At 63.2% G+C, this 18,805-nt stretch carries 17 protein-coding genes; 3 read left to right on the plus strand and 14 right to left on the minus strand.

The genetic code is table 11. From position 1 onward, the window contains the following. Positions 1-17: 17 nt before the first annotated feature. From FHW92_RS00435 to FHW92_RS00445, 3 genes are read right to left on the minus strand one after another with little or no spacing between them, the layout of a single operon-like run. A complete protein-coding gene (locus FHW92_RS00435; RefSeq protein WP_168601263.1) occupies positions 18-1,292 on the minus strand; it encodes a cytochrome P450 in 1,275 nt (424 codons plus the stop codon). Continuing rightward, positions 1,289-2,038 carry a hypothetical protein gene (locus FHW92_RS00440; protein WP_168601264.1) on the minus strand — a complete coding sequence of 250 codons (750 nt, stop codon included), beginning with the start codon at positions 2,036-2,038 and terminating at the stop codon, positions 1,289-1,291. The genes FHW92_RS00435 and FHW92_RS00440 overlap by 4 nt, the downstream gene beginning before the upstream one ends. A 4-nt stretch (positions 2,039-2,042) precedes the next feature. After that, positions 2,043-3,374 carry a glutamine synthetase family protein gene (locus FHW92_RS00445; RefSeq protein ID WP_168601265.1) on the minus strand — a complete coding sequence of 444 codons (1,332 nt, stop codon included), beginning with the start codon at positions 3,372-3,374 and terminating at the stop codon, positions 2,043-2,045. Between the two features lie 141 nt (positions 3,375-3,515). Here FHW92_RS00445 and FHW92_RS00450 point away from each other — a divergent pair, with 141 nt between their 5' ends. Further along, positions 3,516-4,580 carry an AraC family transcriptional regulator gene (locus tag FHW92_RS00450; RefSeq protein WP_168601266.1) on the plus strand — a complete coding sequence of 355 codons (1,065 nt, stop codon included), beginning with the start codon at positions 3,516-3,518 and terminating at the stop codon, positions 4,578-4,580. On the opposite strand, the gene FHW92_RS00455 is transcribed toward FHW92_RS00450, so the two are convergent. The 3 genes from FHW92_RS00455 to FHW92_RS00465 form a co-directional block, all read right to left on the minus strand. Then, positions 4,546-4,962 (minus strand): VOC family protein, encoded by a 417-nt coding sequence (locus FHW92_RS00455; protein WP_168601267.1) that lies wholly within the window; start codon positions 4,960-4,962, stop codon positions 4,546-4,548. The genes FHW92_RS00450 and FHW92_RS00455 overlap by 35 nt on opposite strands. Further along, positions 4,949-5,977: a glycosyl hydrolase gene (locus FHW92_RS00460; protein WP_168601268.1), complete on the minus strand. Its 1,029-nt coding sequence runs from the start codon at positions 5,975-5,977 to the stop codon at positions 4,949-4,951. Before FHW92_RS00460 ends, FHW92_RS00455 begins: the two co-directional genes overlap by 14 nt. Positions 5,978-6,080: 103 nt before the next feature. Further along, positions 6,081-7,190, minus strand: coding sequence for a helix-turn-helix transcriptional regulator (locus tag FHW92_RS00465; RefSeq protein ID WP_210428316.1), 1,110 nt, complete (start codon positions 7,188-7,190; stop codon positions 6,081-6,083). A 209-nt stretch (positions 7,191-7,399) separates the two neighbouring features. Between FHW92_RS00465 and FHW92_RS00470 the strand changes: the two genes are divergently transcribed. After that, entirely contained in the window at positions 7,400-9,538 is a 2,139-nt protein-coding gene (locus tag FHW92_RS00470) for a TonB-dependent receptor (RefSeq protein ID WP_168601270.1), read from the plus strand. 64 nt (positions 9,539-9,602) lie between these two features. Next, a complete protein-coding gene (locus tag FHW92_RS00475) occupies positions 9,603-11,312 on the plus strand; it encodes an amidohydrolase (RefSeq protein WP_168601271.1) in 1,710 nt (569 codons plus the stop codon). A 68-nt stretch (positions 11,313-11,380) separates the two neighbouring features. Here the strand turns inward: FHW92_RS00475 and FHW92_RS00480 are convergent, their stop codons facing one another. The 8 genes from FHW92_RS00480 to FHW92_RS00515 are packed head-to-tail and all read right to left on the minus strand — an operon-like array spanning position 11,381 to position 18,800. Beyond that, positions 11,381-12,802: an NAD-dependent succinate-semialdehyde dehydrogenase gene (locus tag FHW92_RS00480; RefSeq protein ID WP_168601272.1), complete on the minus strand. Its 1,422-nt coding sequence runs from the start codon at positions 12,800-12,802 to the stop codon at positions 11,381-11,383. Positions 12,803-12,828: 26 nt separating this feature from the next. Next, positions 12,829-13,374 (minus strand): cytochrome b, encoded by a 546-nt coding sequence (locus FHW92_RS00485; RefSeq protein WP_246869846.1) that lies wholly within the window; start codon positions 13,372-13,374, stop codon positions 12,829-12,831. Between the two features lie 31 nt (positions 13,375-13,405). Next, positions 13,406-14,152, minus strand: a complete 747-nt coding sequence (locus tag FHW92_RS00490; RefSeq protein WP_349237615.1) for an SDR family oxidoreductase — start codon at positions 14,150-14,152, stop codon at positions 13,406-13,408. Continuing rightward, positions 14,149-15,702, minus strand: a complete 1,554-nt coding sequence (locus FHW92_RS00495; protein WP_168601273.1) for an acetolactate synthase large subunit — start codon at positions 15,700-15,702, stop codon at positions 14,149-14,151. The genes FHW92_RS00490 and FHW92_RS00495 overlap by 4 nt, the downstream gene beginning before the upstream one ends. A gap of 26 nt (positions 15,703-15,728) precedes the next feature. Next, positions 15,729-16,655: an alpha/beta hydrolase gene (locus FHW92_RS00500; RefSeq protein WP_168601274.1), complete on the minus strand. Its 927-nt coding sequence runs from the start codon at positions 16,653-16,655 to the stop codon at positions 15,729-15,731. Between the two features lie 3 nt (positions 16,656-16,658). Then, positions 16,659-17,267, minus strand: a complete 609-nt coding sequence (locus FHW92_RS00505) for an amino acid synthesis family protein (protein WP_168601275.1) — start codon at positions 17,265-17,267, stop codon at positions 16,659-16,661. Next, positions 17,264-17,776, minus strand: coding sequence for a VOC family protein (locus tag FHW92_RS00510; RefSeq protein ID WP_168601276.1), 513 nt, complete (start codon positions 17,774-17,776; stop codon positions 17,264-17,266). The genes FHW92_RS00505 and FHW92_RS00510 overlap by 4 nt, the downstream gene beginning before the upstream one ends. Beyond that, positions 17,763-18,800, minus strand: coding sequence for a glycosyl hydrolase (locus tag FHW92_RS00515; protein WP_168601277.1), 1,038 nt, complete (start codon positions 18,798-18,800; stop codon positions 17,763-17,765). Before FHW92_RS00515 ends, FHW92_RS00510 begins: the two co-directional genes overlap by 14 nt. Positions 18,801-18,805: the final 5 nt, after the last annotated feature.

Below are 18,805 nucleotides of genomic sequence, written 5' to 3' on the forward strand. Positions count from 1 at the left end.
CCCCGGCCCCGCCGCCTCTATGCGCTGTGCAGGCTGATGGGCAGGGACTTGACGCCATGGACATGGTTGCTGCGCAGCCGGTCCATCGGCCCCTCCCTCTCGATCCGCGCCACGCGCAGGGCCATTTCCTCCAGCAGGATGCGGATCTGCAACTGGGCCACATGATTGCCCAGACAATAATGCGGGCCGCCTTTGCCAAAACCCATATGCGGATTTTGCGCCCGGTCGATAATGAAACGGTCGGGCTGGTCGAAATAGGCTTCGTCCCGGTTGCCCGAGATGAAATACATCGCCACCTTGTCGCCCGCGCGGATGTTGGCGCCCATCAATTGGGCATCGCGCATGGCGACGCGGCGCACGAAAAACACCGGGCTGGCCCAGCGCACGATCTCGCTGGTGGCCAGACGAGGATTGAGCGCGTCGGCGCGAAAGCGCGCCCATTCGCCCGGATTGTCGGCCAGAGCGGCCAGCCCATGCGAAATCGAATGGCGCGTGGTTTCATTGCCCGCCACCACCAGCATCAGGAAATAATTGCAGAATTCATTGTCGGTCAGCGGACGGCCATCGACCGTGGCATTGGCCAGAACCGAGACGACATCATGTTGCGGCGATGCCCTGCGCGCCTGGGCCAATTCGCGCCCCATGGCAAAAGCATCGAGCGAGGCCGGATGGCCAAAGGGCAGCATCCGCCGCTCCTCCTCGGGGAAATGGGCATAGGCCGGGTCAACGAAATCGGGGTCATCTGAACCGATCAGCAGATCGCTCCAGCGGATCATGTCCTCCTGCCGCTGCATGGGCACGCCCAGCAGCGAGCACAGGGTCGAGATGGGCAATTGCTTCGACAAAAGCGAGACGGCATCGAACGGCCCGGCATCGATCAGCCCTTCGAGCAGGCTGATCGCCTTGGCGCGGATCGCGGCTTCCAGATGGGCGATGCCCTTGGGCGAAAAGCCGGAAAAAGTGATCTTGCGCATCGCCCCATGTTGCGGCGCATCCATTTCCAGCAAGGTGCGGCGGGCATCATTCTGCTCGCTGTCGAAATCGTCCAGACTGATCACGCCATGGCGCGAAGAATAGGTTTCGGTGTCGGCGGAAACGGCCATAATCGCCTCGTGGCTGGCCACGGCCCAGAAGCCCTTGTGCCCATCATGGCGCTCATTCCATGCCACGGGGGCCTCGCGCCGCATCCGGGTAAATTCCTTATAAGGCACAGCCTTGTGCCAGACCCCGGCGTCGGACAGGTCAAGCCCTGTGGTGGGGCCTTTGGTGGGGATCGTATCTTGCGCCGTCATGCCATCTCTCCCTTGTGATCGCGCGCGGCAAGGCGGGCGCGGATAAAACCTATGATCCAACGCGCCGCCAATGCGGCATCCAGCGCGCCCGGCAGGCTGTCGATGGCGGCCTGCGCGGCGGCGGGGCCAATGTCGTGATAGTGGTGGCGATAGATTTCGGCGGCCTGCGCGCGGGTCATTTCCGGGTGCGCCTGAATGGTCAGGACATTGGCGCCGATGGTGGTGATCGCCAGCGGGCAATGGTCGTTTGCGGCCAGTACCGACGTATCCGGCGCAGGTTCCACCACCTGATCGCGGTGCAGGGCGATCATGCGCAGCCCCTCGGCGCTTTGGGCGGCGATGTCAGGCGGCAACCATTCGGGCATGGTCTGGATGGCATAGGCGTGAATGCCCACACCCCAGCTTTCATGCAGCCCTACCCGCCCGCCCAGCGCGGCGTGCAGATGCTGATGTCCATAACAGATGCCCACCACCGGGCGCAGGGCAACCGCCTTGCGCACGAAGCGGGTCAGGGCCTGCTGCCATGGCTTGTCCTCATAGACGCTCGCCGGGCTGCCGGTCAGCAGCCATGCATCGCACAGGCGCGGATCCTCCGGCAACTCGCCCTCAATGGCGGCATAGACGCGGAAGGCGCAATCATCACCGGCCTGCGCCAGAAGCGGGGGGAACCAGTCGGCAAAACCGCCATGTTCGGGCAGCCAGCGCTCAAGATTGCGTCCGCATTCCAGAATTCCTATCGTGATCATATGCTTATCCCAATTCAAAGAAGCGACGGCGTTCGTCGATCAGCGTCTTGCCCGCGAATTGGGCGAGCTGTGCCCGGCGCGTGGCGCAATAGGTTTCGACGAAACGCTCGCTCAGCCATTCGCGGGCAAAACTCGAGCCTTCGAGCGCGGCAATCGCGGCCTCCATCCCATCGGGCAGGGGAACGGCATCGGCGGGCGGCGCGGCATAGCCATTGCCGATGGTCTGCTCGCCCGGTTCGATCCGGCCCGCAATCCCTGCCAGCCCCGCCGCAATGGAGGCGGCCGCCACCAGTTGCGGATTGGCATCGGCGCAGGGCAGCCGGTTTTCCACCCGGATCGAACCCGGCCCATGGCCCACCACGCGTAGGCATGTGGTGCGGTTTTCGATGCCCCATGTAAAAGCGGGCGGCGCGAAAGTGCCCGGCGCAAAGCGGCGCCAACTGTTGACCGTGGGTGCGAACAACAGCATCACCTCGGGCAGGAAACGCTGCAACCCGCCGATGAAATGGCGGAATGTGTCCGACATGCGGTCGGGTCGGGCCGCGTCCCAGAACAGGGGCGCGCCCTCACCATCCAGCAGCGAGAGGTGGAGATGCGAGGACTGGCTGTCCGCATCAAGCGACCAGCGCGGCATGAAGCAGGCCGTCTGCCCCCGACGCATGGCCAGAATTTTGAGGAAATTCTTGAGCAGCACGGCCTGATCGGCGGTGGCATCCGCCCGGCCCGGACCGACGCAGGCCTCCATGAATCCGCCGCCGATTTCCTCGTGCATCTTGCCGAGGCGGATGCCCAGAGTCTGGGCCATATCGGCTACCTGACAATAGAATTCGGACTGAAACGCCTGATAGATCAACAGGTCATGGCTGGCATGGGCGGTGGCCGTGGTCAGATCCTCGAAACCCTTTTCGGCAAGGCTGGCCGGGGTTTCATCGAACAGGGTGAATTCCAGTTCAAAACCGATGCGGGGCTGCATGCCCATTTGCGCGCCGCGCGCCAGCACCTTTGCCAGCAGGCTGCGCGGACAGAACCGGGCCGCATCGCCGGTGAACTGCGCGAAATAGAGGCCGCTGTCGCAGGACTGTTCAAACGGCATCGTGACGCGACTGGCGCGGTCCACGGCCAGCTGGCTGTCATGGAAATCGGCGCTGTCATCGGTGACGCCCGGCATATCGAGAAAAACATCGGTGGGATCGAGCGCGAGCTGCGCAGGCGACATGCCCACCCCATTTTCCAGAATGCCGGGCAAATCATCAGCCGCCAGCTTTTGCCCGCGCAGCAGACCATTGGTGTCCACCACCGCCACGGTCACAAAACGATCACCCGATGCAACTGTCATGGATTTCCCCTTTTTGGTGATCGACGGCTGCTTGGCGCCATCCTGCACGGGGCCGGTCACCTTTGTTCTGAATGAGGAAAACCTATCATTCGCCCTGCCGATTTATTGATATTTTCATGCAAAAATTTGATATTCTGCGTCATGAGCTCCCCATCCCATTCGCCCGCTCCGCTTCATGCCCCAGCCCTGATTCAAGCCAAAGTGCTTGAAGGCATCATCCATGCCGCCGGGCTGACAAGGCTGGAGGCCTCGCGCCTGCTGGCCGTGGAGGGGCTGCGCCTTGAAAGCCTGTCGGGGCAGAACGGCGCGGACGGCATGCCCCCCACCGTGCCGCTGGCCACGTATATGCGATTGTTCGAAAGGCTTGCGCAAAACACCGGCACGCCGACGCTTGGGCTGGATCTGGCAGACCGGATGGGTCCGGGGCTGGTCGGGCCGATCGGCTATGTCCTGCTTTGCTCTCCCACGCTGAGCGCCGGGCTGGAGGCTTTTTCACAAAGTGTTTTCAGCATTCAGGGTGTGACCAGCTTCGCCTTCTCTCGCCACAGCGCGCCGATGCTGACCTATACGATCAGCGATGAGGACATGCGCCCGCGCCGCCACGATGTGGAATTCTCGCTGGCCTATGTCCATCATCTTGTCCGACAGGCACTGGATGGTGCCTTCGCCCCCCGCGAGGTCTATTTCGAACATGCGCGGGTAGGCGATCTTGCCCATTATGAGCGTTTCTTTGGCTGCCCGGTCTATTTCGAGCAAAGGGCCAATGCGCTGGTGCTGGATGAGGCCGATCTGACCCGTCCGATGGCGCGCGCCGATCCGACGCTGGCGGCAATGCTGCGGCATTACATTGCGCTGATGGACCGGCGCGATGCTGCGCCCTCGTCCCTGAGCGAAACGGTGGACCAGGTTCTCTCGGGCATCATCGGCACGCGGGCGGTGACCATTGGCGATGTCGCCGCGCGGCTTGACACCAGCGTCGATACGCTGCGCCGCCATTTGCGAAGCGAAGGCATGACCTTTCGCGGCATCCTGCGCAAAAAGCGGGCGGCCATGGCCTGCCGCCTGCTTCAGGAATCGGGCCTTTCGGTGCTCGAAGTGGCCAGTCGGCTCGGCTATGGCGAAACGGCCAGTTTCACCCGCGCCTTCACGGCCGAAACGGGCGAAACCCCTCTCACATGGCGCCGCAAGAACCGATGGCAAGGCTGATCGGCCGCCCATCCGGATCATGCAGGCGCAGGCCGGTCAGGATCGCGCCCTTGCGGATTTCCTCCACCGCCACGCCGTCACGGCGCCACAAGGCCAGTCTGGCGGCGACCTCTTGCCCGTCCGCGTCCCATTCCAACGTGATTTCGCCCAATTCGCGCCCCGCTTTGTCTGGCGGCGCGCTATAAAGGGCAAGGTCGTGATCGCTCTGGCCAAAGGAAAGAAAGATCGCGCCGCGATAGGGGCCATCAGGGCTGCGCGCGGTGATTTTCATACCGAGCCTATCGCCATACCAGCGCGCCGAAGCCTCGGCATCACGGACGAACAGCAGGATATGCGCAATGGCGGCAATCCGGATCGGCGGGATCGGCTCATTGGGTTTCATGGGGCAAATCCAATTGGGCCGGAACGCCGGGCAACCATGCCATATCGGTGATTTCGCTGAATTCGCGGCGCTGTTTGGCCCAGTGGCGACCGCCATCGGCGCTCATGAAAAGGTGGCCGAATTTCGTGCCCGCCATCATCACCTCCGGATCGGCCCGATGGGCGCCAAAGGCCCAAAGGCAGGAATTGGGATCGCCCGCCAGTTCGGCGCTCTGCCATGTTTCGCCCGCATCCTGCGATTGCAGGATCAGCGTGGTCGTGCCCGGTGTGCCATCGCCGATGCCGATCAGCACGTCCCGATCGCTGCCGGGTTTGCGCAACAGCGCACGGGCATAGCGCAGGCCCCATGTATCGCGGGCGTGAAACCGCGTCCATGTCCGCCCATCATCGGCCGAGCGGTAAAGCGCGTTGACCACCAGCGCGAGGATGATTGGCACTTCGCCATCCAGAATGAGGATTGAGTGAATATCGGTGTTTCCGGCATGATCGGGCCATTGCGGGTGGATTTCCTGCCAATGGTCGCCGCCATCACGGCTGCGGAACAGCCCCCCCGCCTCCACGCCCACCCAGACATCGAGCGGATCGCGCGGATTGACCGCCAGCGCCAGCATACGGGGGCGGCTGACCCCGGCGCAACGCTCGGGCATCAGCAAATCGGTCTGCTCCCACGTCTTGCCGCCGTCCGTGCTGCGAAAAAACGCAGCGCGAGTGGGCGATCCGGTCCCGGCGTACATGTAATCGGGGTTGCTTTCCGAAACCGCCAGCTTCCACACGGCAAATCCGCTGAGCGCGCAATCGACCTGATGCCAATGCGCCCCGCAATCCTCGCTGCGGAAAAGGCCGCGCTCACTGCCCGCCCAGATCGCGCCGTTCCGGCGCGGGTCCACCAGAAGGCAGCGCACGCAATCGTCATATTCCAGATCCTGGCCCACATTGATGCGATACCAGTTCGTGCCGCCGTCGTGGCTGCGCATGATCGCCTGTCCGTCGGTCGATACCAAAAGCGTCTTCTGCATGGATATATTCCCTAACCGGCGCTTTCTCCCTCGCCGGAATGGAATATCAATGCAACAATTACTGGAATAAGAAATTGATTGTTGTCAAAACGCGATAGATCAATCAGTGATGCGAGCCGAACAGACCGGCCGGACTGTTCATTACCAGACGCACCAGATCGCTTTGCCGGTGGGTGCGGGTCTTGGCCATCACCTGCTTGAGCTGGGTTCGCGCGGTGTGGATCGAAACGCCGCGGCTCTGGGCAAAGGCCCTCAGATCCTCTCCCATACATAGATGAGCCAGCAATTCGGCCTCCACCCGCGTCACACCAAACAGGGCAAACAACTCACCCGGCGCGGGAGAAACCCGACCGTCCGCATCACAGCCAACGATGACATGGCTGGGCCGTCCTAAAGGTTGCGGGATCGTATCGAAGCCGTCCTGCACAAGCGGCATGGCCCGGATCAGCCAGTCCCCCGCCGGCGTTGTCCAGCGCATTTCACTGGGACCATGAGACAGCAACAGACCACGCGCCGCAGTCACCAGCCGGGCGCGTTGGCCAAGGCCGCAGCGCTCAGGAGCAGCCAGAGCGGCATCCGTCATCCATCTTTGCCCGATGGCATTGGCGGTGATGATCCAGCCCGATGCATTGCAGAACAACACGCCCAAACGCATCTGGTCAATCAGGAGACGCATGCTCTCGCGTTCCCGTTCGCGCTCCGCATTTGCCACCGACAGTTTCAGCACTTCGCGGACGTGGGGCATCATTGAGGTAAGCGTCGCGCGGCAATCCTGCGCCAGTGCTTGTCCGCCATGGGCCGCATGAACGGCCAGTCCGGCCTCTCCCAATTCGCCCATCGTCATGCGTGCGCCGATGAACTGGCCGAGCCCGCTGTTGCGCAGCTTTTTCTGCCATTCGGCCACTTCATCGCTCAAGATATCGGGAATATGGCTGTCCTCAAGCATCACAACCCCGCTGTGCACCGGATTGAGCGCGGCAATCGTGCGCGGGTTGATGTCATCCATCGCACCCAGGTCGGCGAAATCGACCGGGGTCTGCGAACAGCCGACCATCCAGCGATGGCGCAAACGGTCTGCCCGGCGATGAAACCAATGAATGGTGACGCTGCCCGCCCCGGTGCGGGCGCGCAAGGCGTCCAGCACAATCGTCAATCGCCTGGAATCATGCGCCGCGCCATAGAGATGGCCCAGAATACCGGCATCATCCATCACCTGTTTCCCCTGACAGATCGGCTGCTTTCAGGTGCCTTGAGTCGCGCAGGATGGGCAGCCGCAGCACTACGTATTGATGCAACAATTCTGTAAATTCCTCCATTATTTTTGCAAATATTTGTCACATAATACCGTAAATGGGTGATGCCCCCCGGATCGGCCCGCATCACCATGGCGCCAGAGCAACAGACTCTCTGGGAGCACAAGCAATGGGGAAAACAAGCATACTGGCCTTGGCGATCTGCGCCTGCGCCGCAACGCCCGCGCATGCGCAGAACGGTGCGCCGCCTTCGGATAATGGCGGCGGGCTAGACACGATCATGGTGGTGGCCCGTAAGCGACAGGAAAATGTTCAAAGCGTGCCCATTTCCATCACCGCGCTGACCGGCGCCGGGCTGGCCGAGCGCAGCGTCAACCGCGTGACCGATTTGGTCGCATCGGTGCCCAATATGTCGCAGGATGGCGGCGGCGCCGTGCTGGGGGCGATCGGCATTCGCGGCGTGGTTTCGCAAACGCGCAATATCGGTTTCGACAGCGGGCTTGGCGTCTATGTCGATGGCGTGCTTACCGTGCGGCCCAGCGGCGCGGATCAGGAATTGCCCGATATTGCCACGCTGGAAGTTCTGCGCGGGCCGCAGGGAACGCTATTTGGCCGCAACACCACCGCCGGGGCCATCAACATCACCACCCGCAAGCCCAGCCTTGAGCGCACCATTGCCGAAGGCAAGGTGGCGGTGGGCAATCTGGGGCTGGCCGAAGCCAGCCTGTTTGCCACCACGCCGATCGTCACCGACAAGCTGGGCATCAAGGTGGCCGGTTCGATTGCCGGGCGCGACGGCTATATCACCAATGTTTATGACCATTCCAAGGTCAACAATCTCAACCGCAAATCACTGCGCGGCGGGCTGTTGTGGCAACCTTCGCCCTCGCTGGACATCGCGCTGACGGGAAGCTGGCTCAAGCAGGCCGACCGTATGATCCTGGGCCAACCGGCCAGCAACACCGCAGGCGGCCTTGCTGGCCTGCCGGGCTATTACGCCGATCCCTATACCGTGTCGCAGGACCATCCCAGCCAGCAGACACGGGACATATGGACCGCAAATCTCAACATCGACTGGCATCTGGGCGCCTACACCATCACCTCGATCAGCGCCTATGGCGACAATCGTTCGCGGTTGATCGTCGATAATGACTCGCGCCCCTTGCCCCTGTCCTATTCGGATTTTCAGGATGGCGCCAAACAGTTCACACAGGAACTGCGCCTCGCCTCGCCCACCAGCGGCAGCGTCGATTATCTGCTGGGCCTGTATTATCTGCATCAGGATGCCGATTCAAACCGCGCGACGGTGGCCTTCGGACCTCCGGGGCCGGGCGCGTTTTTCGGCACGATTTCGAGCATTTCCAGCCTCAAGACCGACGCCTTCGCCGGTTTTGCCAGTGGCAACTGGCGCCCGCTGCCCGGCCTGACCCTCAGCGGCGGGCTGCGCTATAATCTGGAGACCAAGGATCTGGTGTTCAATCAGACCAACACATCCTTTGTCCCGCTGCCCGATCTTTCCGCACGACTGCATCGCCGCGACACCAATGTCTCGGGCAATGCCAGCATCACCTATCAGGTGCTCCGCGATACGCGGATCTATGCCAGCATCGCGCGCGGTTTCAAAAGCGGCGGGTTCAACCCCGACATCGTGGGCGACACCAACATCAGCTTTGGTCCGGAAAACGCATGGTCCTATGAGGCAGGGTTCAAGTCGGACCTGCTGGACCACAAGCTGCGCATCAATGCGGCGGCTTTCTACACCGATTACAAAGACCTGCAGGTCTCCGCGCTGGTGGGCGCCGCGTTCCAGATCCGCAATGCCGCAGCGGCCAAAATCAAGGGCTTTGAAGTGGAAGTGACCGCCAAACCCATACGCGCGGCCGAACTTAACTTCGGCGCGGGCTATACCGATGCCACCTATAAGGATTTTCCCGGCTGCGCTCCGGCCACCAATTGCGCGGGCAACCGCCTGCCCTTCGTTCCGCGCTTTTCGCTTAACGCAGGCGCACAGATCGGTCAGGATCTGGGCGCGGGCAGGCTGACCGGCCGGATCGACGTCAACTGGCACAGCAGCAGTTATTTCGAGGCGACGAATACCGCAGACGGCAATCTCCCCGGATATCTGCTGGCCAATGGCCGCCTTGCCTACAGCTTTGCCCAGGATCACCTGTCAGTGGCGCTGTTTGCCCGCAACATGTTCGACAAGCGCTATCGGGATTACTCCTTCTATCTCGCGCCTTTCTCCGAGCGGCTGGACCGCTGGGCGCCGCCGCGCACCTACGGGATCGAACTGGGCGCCAAATTCTAACCTAAAGGGCGCGGCTTGCGGGATTTCTCCGGCATGCCGCGCCCGCTGTTTCAGGGACATTTCCATGCCTTCTCGTCTGACCGCCTGCGTCATGGCCGCGCTGCTGGCCACCACCATGGCCACCCCCGCCATGGCCCAGTTTCAGGATGCCATAACGCCCGCCGCTCCGGCCCCGGCCGAAACCATCTATATCAACGGCCATATCGCCACGCCCGATGGCTGGCAGACGGCTCTGGCCTTGGCCAAAGGCACCATTCTGGCCATTGGCAACGAGGCGCAGATGAGCGCCCATCGCACCGCCGCCACGCGCGTGGTGGATCTGGGCGGGAAAACGGTGCTGCCCGGTCTGATCGACATGCATGTGCATGCGGTGGACGCCGGGCTCCACGCGCGCGAATGCGCCTTTCCCCAAGGCTCCGCCGCGCCTGCCGTGGTGGCAGCGGTCAAGACCTGTGTCGAGGCCGCAAAACCGGGCGCGTGGGTTGTCGGCGGGCAATGGGATGCATCCTCGCTGGGCAAGGTGGTGCCCCATCGCCGCATTCTGGACGCCATCGCACCCAAGGTGCCGGTCGTGCTGCATGACATCAGCCTGCACAGCGTCTGGGCCAATTCGGCCGCGCTGGCCGCCGCGGGTATTGACCGCAAGACACCCAACCCGGCAGGCGGCGTGATCGAGCGCGACAGCAAGGGCGAACCTACCGGAATCCTGCGCGAAAACGCTGCCATCTTGCTACTCAACAAAGTGCCCTCGCCCAGCGACGAGGACCGCGTGGCGGCCTTGCGCCAGGCCACGCAGGCAATGCTAGCGCAGGGCATCACCGCCTATGAGGAAGCCTTGATGGCCACGGCCAATGCCCGCGCCTATGCCGCTCTGGCCGATGCGGGCGGTCTGGCCCAGCATGTGCGCACCTGCATGTGGGACAGCGATCAGGGCCTGATCGCCCAGCGTCATCTTTATGCAAGGCCGAGGCTGGATGTTTCCTGCGTCAAGATGATCCTCGATGGCGTACCCACCGAATCCCACACCGCCGCCATGTACGATCCCTATGCCGATGCCGCCGCCTTTGGCGATGCAAGCCGCGCCAAGGGATCGCTCATCATCGCGCCCGAGGCGATCACGCAGCGCCTCACGCGCTATGACGCGGCGGGGCTTACGGTGAAGCTACATGCGGCCGGCGACGCCTCGGTGCATGCCGCACTCGATGCAATCGCCGCCGCGCGCAAGGCCAACGGCGCCTATGGCCCGCACCACGAAATCGCCCATGGCAATTTCATCCTGTCCGCCGATATCGGCCGGGCGCGCGATCTGGGCGCCACCTTTGAATTCTCGCCCTATATCTGGTTCCCCAGCCCCCCGGTTCAGGACCTATACCACACCGTCGGCGCCGAACGCATGGCGCGTTTCACCCCCGTGCGCGAGGCACTGGACGCAGGCGCGCGGGTGGTGATCGGTTCGGACTGGCCGGTCGTGCCTTCGATGTCGCCATGGGTGGCGATCGAAACGCTGGTCACGCGCGAAACGCCGGGGGGCGGCGCCACCAGCCTTGCCCCTTCCCAGAAAGTCAGCGTGGCCGAAGCCCTGCGGATGATGACGGTTTCGGCGGCCATGCAACTGGGCGTGGGTGACAAGGTGGGGACACTGGAGCCGGGGCGGCAGGCCGATTTCATCGTCATCGACCGCGACATTTTTGCCATTCCTCCCCGTGAAATCCATGCCACCAAGGTGCTGCTTACGGTGATCGCGGGCAAGGAGGCCTATCTGGCTAACCCATAAAGGAAAACGGGCGCTGGTATGATCCCGGCGCCCGTCCTGCTGCAACTTTGATGCGATGATGGGCCGGATTACAGGCCCATCATCGCATATTTGATTTCCATATATTCCATCAGCCCATGCGCCGAACCCTCGCGGCCAAAGCCGGACTGTTTCACCCCGCCAAAGGGCGCCACTTCGCTGGACAGGCGACCGTCGTTGACCGCCACCATGCCATATTCCAGCGCCTCCATCATCCGCCATGCGCGGCCCATATCGCCGGTGAAGAGATAAGCAGCCAACCCGTAAGGAGTATCATTGGCGAGCGCGATAGCCTCCTCTTCGCTGGCGAAGCGGATGACCGGAGCAACGGGGCCAAAGATCTCGCCGCTGGCCAGATCCATATCGGGGGTGACGCCCGTCACCACGCGGGGCGCGGCAAAAGCGGATGCGGCGGGCGCACCTTGCGCCTGCGCGGCAATCGTGGCGCCGCGCGCCACCGCGTCATCCACCAGTTCCGACACGCGCTGGGCCTCCGTCGGCGAGATCAGCGGACCGATCTGCGTATCGGCCAGCAATCCGTTGCCCACCTTGAGCGAAGACACTGCCGCCGCCAGCTTTTCGACAAAGGCGTCATGCACCGCATCATGAACAAGGATGCGATTGGCACAAACACAGGTCTGCCCGGCATTGCGGAATTTGGCATCCATCACGCCGCGCACCGCGCGATCCAGATCGGCATCATCCATCACGATCAGCGGCGCATTGCCGCCCAGTTCAAGGCTGAGGCGCAGCACCTGATCAGCGGCCTGCGCCATCAGGATCTTGCCCACACGGGTCGATCCGGTAAAGCTGAGCTTGCGCACTTTGGGATGGGTGCAGAACAATTGCCCCACCGCCGCTGACTGGCCCGAAGGCGTCACGGTGAACAGGCCCTCCGGCACACCGGCGCGGATCGCCAGTTGCTCAAGCACCAGCGCCGAGAGCGGCGTGGCCTCCGCTGGCTTGACCACGATGGAGCAGCCCGCCGCCAATGCTGGCGCTACCTTGCGGGTGATCATTGCCACGGGAAAATTCCATGGCGTAATCGCGGTACAGGTGCCCACCGGCTGACGCAGGGTCAAAACGCGGCGATCACGCGCAAAACTGGGGATGACCTCGCCATAGGCGCGTTTGCCTTCCTCGGCATACCATTGCACATAGGCGGCGCCATAGCGCACCTCGCCCAGCGCCTCGGCCAGGGGCTTGCCCGCCTCCACCGTCACCACCTCGGCCAGAACATCCTCGTTGGCGAGAATGAGATTGTACCATTTCAGCAGGATCGTCGCGCGTTCCTGCGCTGTCTTGGCGGCCCAGGCGGGGCGGACCTGATCGGCCCGGTCAATCGCCTCCGACACGTCCTGCACGCTCAACGACCGGATCGAGGCGATGAGTTCGCCATTGGCCGGGTTGGTAACCTCAATACCATCCTGATCGCGCAGGGACTGCTCAATATAATTAATCGCCTGTATCATGTTTCTGTCTTTATAGTGGGAGGCCTTCACAGCATCCGGGGAAGAACATCATTGGCTTTGTCGGCATCCAGAAACCGATGCTTGAGAACACCCGCAACATGCAGCCCCACCAGCCCGAGCAGCGTATAGGCAAGCACCTTGTGCAGCAGTTGAAACACGGCAAAAGCCTTGTCATTCTTGGGCAGCAGTTCGGGCACTTCCAAGCCGAAGAAGGGCACGCCATCGCTCTGCGTAAAGCTTGCGGACATGCTATAGCCCATTAAGGGCACGACAAAGGCCAGCACCAGCATGGCAACATGCACGACATGCGACAGATGCGCCTCCCAGGGCTTGAGCCCGGCAGGAGGCTGCGGCAGGCGGCTTTGCCAACGGATCGCCAGTTGCACCACCACGACCAGCCAGACCAGCACGCCAAACTCCTTGTGCATGGGATAGAGCGTGGTGAACTTGATGCTGGCCGTATCGGGCAGCGAGGTCATCGTGAAGCCCACGGCGATCAGCCCAAGTATCAGCCCCGCGCGCAACCAGTGCAGCAGGCGCATGGCGAGGGGATAGCGGTTCACTGGCTCCATGGCTGACATGCCTTCCTTTGCGTTCATCGGATCAAAGATAAATGCCGCGCGAATATCCGCCGTCCAGAGCAATGGACTCGCCATTGATCGAGCGCCCGGCATGTCCGGCCAGAAATACCACGAGATCGCCGATTTCGGCCGGATCAATGACCCGCCGTGTCGGCACCTGCGCGACAAATTCGGCCTCGACCTGCGCGGCCGTTACGCCCCGCTCATGGGCCATCTCGCCAAACAGTTCGACCAGATGCGGACTGGCCACGATGCCGGGATGGATCGTGTTGACCCTGATCCCGTCGGGCCCGAGCTGATCGCCCAGCACCCTGGTGAAATGGCTGATCGCCGCATTGCGCAAACCGCTCAGCGTGTCCGACGAGCGCCCGGTCAGGCCGCCGATATTGACAATCGCGCCCCCGCCTCTTTGCCGCATACCCGGCACAAAGGCCTGAATATAGCGCAGATAGCCACCCACCTTGGTGTCCAGATCACCCACCAGAGCATCGACATTAACCGTTTCAATGGCCCCGCCGATGGGCGTGCTGCTGGCCGCAACATTGACCAGCAGATCGATCCCGCCGACCTGCCGCGCCAGTTCAAGCACACTCTGCGCATCGGTGGCATCCGAGGTGATCGCGCGGGCGCCCAGTTGCCGGGCCGCCGCCTCAAGCGGCTCGGCCCGGCGCGCGGTGATGAACACCTGCCATCCATCGGCCACCAGCCTTTGGACAATCCCCGGCGCAATCCCGCCGCTGCCCCCGGTAACGAGTGCAACCCGGCTCACGGCAATTCCACCGCGATCAGCATCGGCCCGTTGCAGGCCAGCCCCTGATCCAGCGCTTCGCCCAATTGCCCTGCCTCGGTCACGCGCAGGGCCGGAACGCCGTAAGCCTTGGCCAGCGCCACCCAGTCGGTGGCTGGATCGTCCAGCACCGTCATGCCCGCAATCGCCGGATGGGCCAGATCGGCCTGCGCGCGGCGCAGTTCGGTCTGCAAAATACCATAGCGATGGTTGGCCGCGATGATGATCGTGATCGGCAGCTTTTCATGCGCCATGGTCCAGAGCGACTGAACCGTATATTGCGCCGATCCATCCGATTGCAGACTGACCACCCGCTGCCCCGGCGCGGCCAAAGCGGCCCCCAGCGCACAGGGCAGGCCCTGGCCGATGGCGCCGCCGGTGTTGGTCATCACCCGGTGGCGGGCCGCGCGATGCGCCTCACGCAGCCAAGGGCCGCCAAGGGTCGAACCTTCCAGCGAAATGATTGCATCCTCCGGCAGGCGCGGAAGCAGGGCCTCGACCACGGCGTCGGCATTGAGACCAACCGGCGCTGCGGGAACGGGCGGCGATGCGGGCAAGTCACCCTCCGACCCATCGAGCAAAGCGGCCAACGCCTCCAGCGCGGCGGCCCCATCCTCATTCGCCTCGGTCAGCAGGGCAAGCCGCTCATCGGGCACCAACTGGCTGGGATAGCCTTCATAGCCGAAATAGCTGATCGGCATACGCGCGCCCACCAGAACCACCGTGGCATCGCCCAACTGGCGGATGACATCATCGGGAAAATAGGCCTGTCGCTCGACACGCGGCAGGTCACCTCCCAGTGTGACAATCGCCGGATAAGGCTCCATCAGGATCCGCGCGCCGGTGCGGCGCGCCACCTTTTCGGCCGCGCGAATGCCCGCCTCGCCCAGCGTATTGCCGCCCAGCAGCAGAACCTTTTCCTTGCCGCCGCGCAGCTTTTGCGCGACGCCTGCGATCCGGGCCGCCGGGGCCGCCACGGGCGCGGTATCGCCCAGATCGTCCGGCTGATCCGAAACGGCGGGCGCGTCCATCACATCGGTGGGCAAAACCAGTGTGGTGATCGCACCGGGCGCTACGCGCGCCGCGCGCAGCCCCCGCGCAGCATCCTTGCCCAATTGCGCGGCATCGCTGGTGTAAATCACCTCGGCCGAAACCGGCGAGGCAAGCGAGCGGATGTCACTGGTCAAAGGCGCGTCATAGGCCAGATGCCATGTCGCATGATCCCCGATCAGATTGACGATGCGCGAATGGGCGCGGCGCGCATTGTGCAGATTGGCGATACCATTGGCAAAGCCCGGCCCCAGATGCAGCAGCGTCAGCGCCACTTCGCCCGAAACGCGCGAATAGCCGTCGGCAGCCCCCGTGGCCACGCCTTCGAACAGGCAAAGCACGGTCTTGAGTTCGGGCACATCGGCCATGGCGCGCACCATGGTCAGTTCGGTCGTGCCGGGATTGGCAAAGCAGATGCGCGCGCCGCCCAGACGAAGCGTCCGCAACAGGGCAACCGCGCCATTTTCCTCAATCTTGCTCACCTGACCCTTGCTCCCCAATAACAGGCTTATTCACCCGATGCCTGCGCGGATGCCACGCCGGCCAAAAATCCGGCCACCAGACCGTTGAATTGATCCACCCTGTCGTCATGGACATAGTGGCTTGCACCCTCGACGCTGACATGGGTGATGCGCGGATTGCGCCGCTCCATGTCCCGCACCGTATCAAGCGGGCAGAAATCCGATTTCGCCCCACGGATTACGAATGTCGGCACGCGCAGGCTTTCCACCACCGGCCAGAGATCGACCACCCGCGCTGGGTCGGGATCGAGCCGCGTGGCGCTGATCCCTGCGGCGTCATAGCGCCAGCCCACCCGCCCATCAGGCGTCTCGCGCAAGCTCTCCCACAACCGCTGCTCCAGCGCGGCAAGGCTGACACTGGGGCGGGTGCGGCGCCAATAGGCCCGCGCCTCACTCCAATCGTCGAAGCTGAGCGGCAGGGCGGCCATTTCGGCCTTGATCCGCTCAGCCCCGGCCCCGCTGATCGAGGAACCGGGCGCGATGTCCTCGATAATCAGCGCATTGAGCCGTTCGGGATGTCTGGCCGCATAGACATAGGATGTGGTTCCCCCCATCGAATGGCCCAGCAGCACGAAGCGCTCCAGCCCCAATCCATCGACCAGCGCCTCCAGATCGGCCAGATAGGCGTCGGTGTAATAATTGGCCTGCGCATCCCAATCGCTTTCGCCACGCCCGCGCTGGTCCAGCGCGATCACGCGCCAGCCCGCGCCCAGCGCCGCCGCCAGCGCCCGCCATGTGCCGGAAAAGCCGCGCAGCCCATGCAGGGCGACAAGGGCAGGCGCATCGGCCCGCCCCCATTCCCGCACACGCAAACGCAGGCCATTGGCCTCGATGAACGAAACGCGCTCATCGCCAAGGCCGACGGGCTGTGCAGGCGGCCTGTTTTCCGCCGTCAGGTTTTGCGCATCAGCCATGGTTCACACCAGCCCGTCTTCGCCCTTGACCTCGCTGGCCTTCAATCCGCCCAGACGGGCGTTGAGGCGCCCGCGCGTGGCAAAGGCCCAGATCAGGATCACTTCATCGCGGTTCGGCCCGTCGTTGAAGCTGACGCTGATCGTGTCATAATGCGAACGGACATAAAGCGCGTCCTTGTGCGCCAGCGGAATGTCCACAATCGTGCCGGGCCCGCCGCGCTTGCCGGTCGAGGGAACCCAGCTCTTGCCGCCGCCCACGGCATCGCGCACCGGATTGGCCGCCGGATTGGTCAGCAGCGCATTGCCATGTTCATATTCGCAATCGGTGCCGACCAGGATCGACTTGCCATAGCTCTCGATCGTCTTGCCGCCGCTCAATTCATTGAGGCGACGACCGATTTCCACGCCCAGCGCGGGCGAGGCGTCGATCCAGCCGGTCAGGTCCTGAACATACTGTCCGGCATAGGGGCAGTGAATGGCCGCGGCGATCACATATTTGTAGATCGGTTCGCCATCTGCGGGAGCACCGGTTTCTCCGGCCAGTGTTTCATCGACAAAACCATACCACTTGCGGATGTGGAAAGGTCCGAAATTGGGGGTATGCGTCTTCATGAATTCTCTCCGGAATAGGGTATCAGATCCTGCTGCCACAGCGGATCGAGATGGGTGGGGTCGGCCTGCCCGCCATTGTCATGCAACTGGGCAATCGCCTTGCCCTCGGCATGATCGGTCAATTGATGAAACACCTCGAGCATGTGGCCGTCGGGGTCGTAGAAATAGATGCCCACCGAGACGCCATGATCGAGGATCTCGGCAATCCGCACGTCATTGGCCAGCAAATGGCCATAGGCGCGGCGCAGGTCGTCCATGGTGCGACTGACCAGTTGCAGGCCGATATGTTCGAATTCCTTGCCAGTCGTGGCGCCTTCCTCAGCGGGGAACAGCGCGATGTCATGATCGCTCTCGCCAAAGGTGAGGAACACGCCGCCCTTGTAGGGCCCGTCCTGAACGCGGGCGGAAACCTCGGTGCCCAGAACCTTGTTGTACCACAGGGCCGAGGCGTCCGGGTCCTTCACGTAAAGGACGATATGGGCAATCCGCTTCACATTAATGGGTTTCATGGGGCAGCTCCATGTCCGACGGTACGCCGGGAACCCAGGCCATACCGGTAATTTCGCTGAATTCGCGCCGCTGTTTTACCCAGTTGCGCCCGCTGTCATCGCTGATGAAAAGATGCCCAAACTTGGTGCCCGCCATCATCAGGTCGGGCAAAGCCGGATTGGCGCCAAAGGCCCACAGACAGGAATTGGGCTGATAGTCCAGCTTGCTCTCGGCCCATGTGGCCCCTGCGTCCGCAGACACCAGCACCGCCGCCGTATTGCCCGGCGTGCCGTCGCCAATGCCGATCGCCAGTTCGCGGTCGCTGCCCGGTTTGCGCAGCAGCACGCGGGCATAGCGCAGGCCCCAGGTTTCGCGGGCATGCATACGGGTCCACGTCTGCCCGCCATCGGTCGAGCGGTAAAGCGCGTTGACCACCAGCACCAGAACCGTGTCTTCCTGACCAGCCTGGGCGGGCAGGATCACGATGTCATGGATGTCGGAATTGCCCGCATGATGGGGCCATTCCTCATCCAGCCGCGCCCATGTGTTGCCACCATCAAGCGTGCGGAACAGGCCGCCTTCTTCCACGCCCACCCAGACATCGAGCGGATCGCGGGGATTGACCGCCAGCGCCAGCATACGCGGGCGGCTGACCCCGGCGCAACGCTCGGGCATCAGCAGATCGGTCTGCTCCCACGTCTTGCCGCCGTCTGTGCTGCGGAAAAACGCAGCGCGGGTGGGTGATCCGGTCCCGGCGTACATGTAATCGGGGTTGCTCTCCGAAACGGCCAGTTTCCACACGGCAAAACCGCTGAGCGCGCAATCGACCTGATGCCAATGCGCCCCGCAATCCTCGCTGCGGAAAAGGCCGCGCTCACTGCCCGCCCAGATCGCGCCGTTCCGGCGCGGGTCCACCAGAAGGCAGCGCACGCAATCGTCATATTCCAGATCCTGGCCCACATTGATGCGATACCAGTTCGTGCCACCATCGTGGCTGCGCATGATCGCCTGTCCGTCGGTCGATACCAAAAGCGTCTTCTGCATTTTCG

Origin of the sequence: Novosphingobium sp. SG707 (genome assembly GCF_012275515.1) — a bacterium.
GTDB lineage: Bacteria > Pseudomonadota > Alphaproteobacteria > Sphingomonadales > Sphingomonadaceae > Novosphingobium.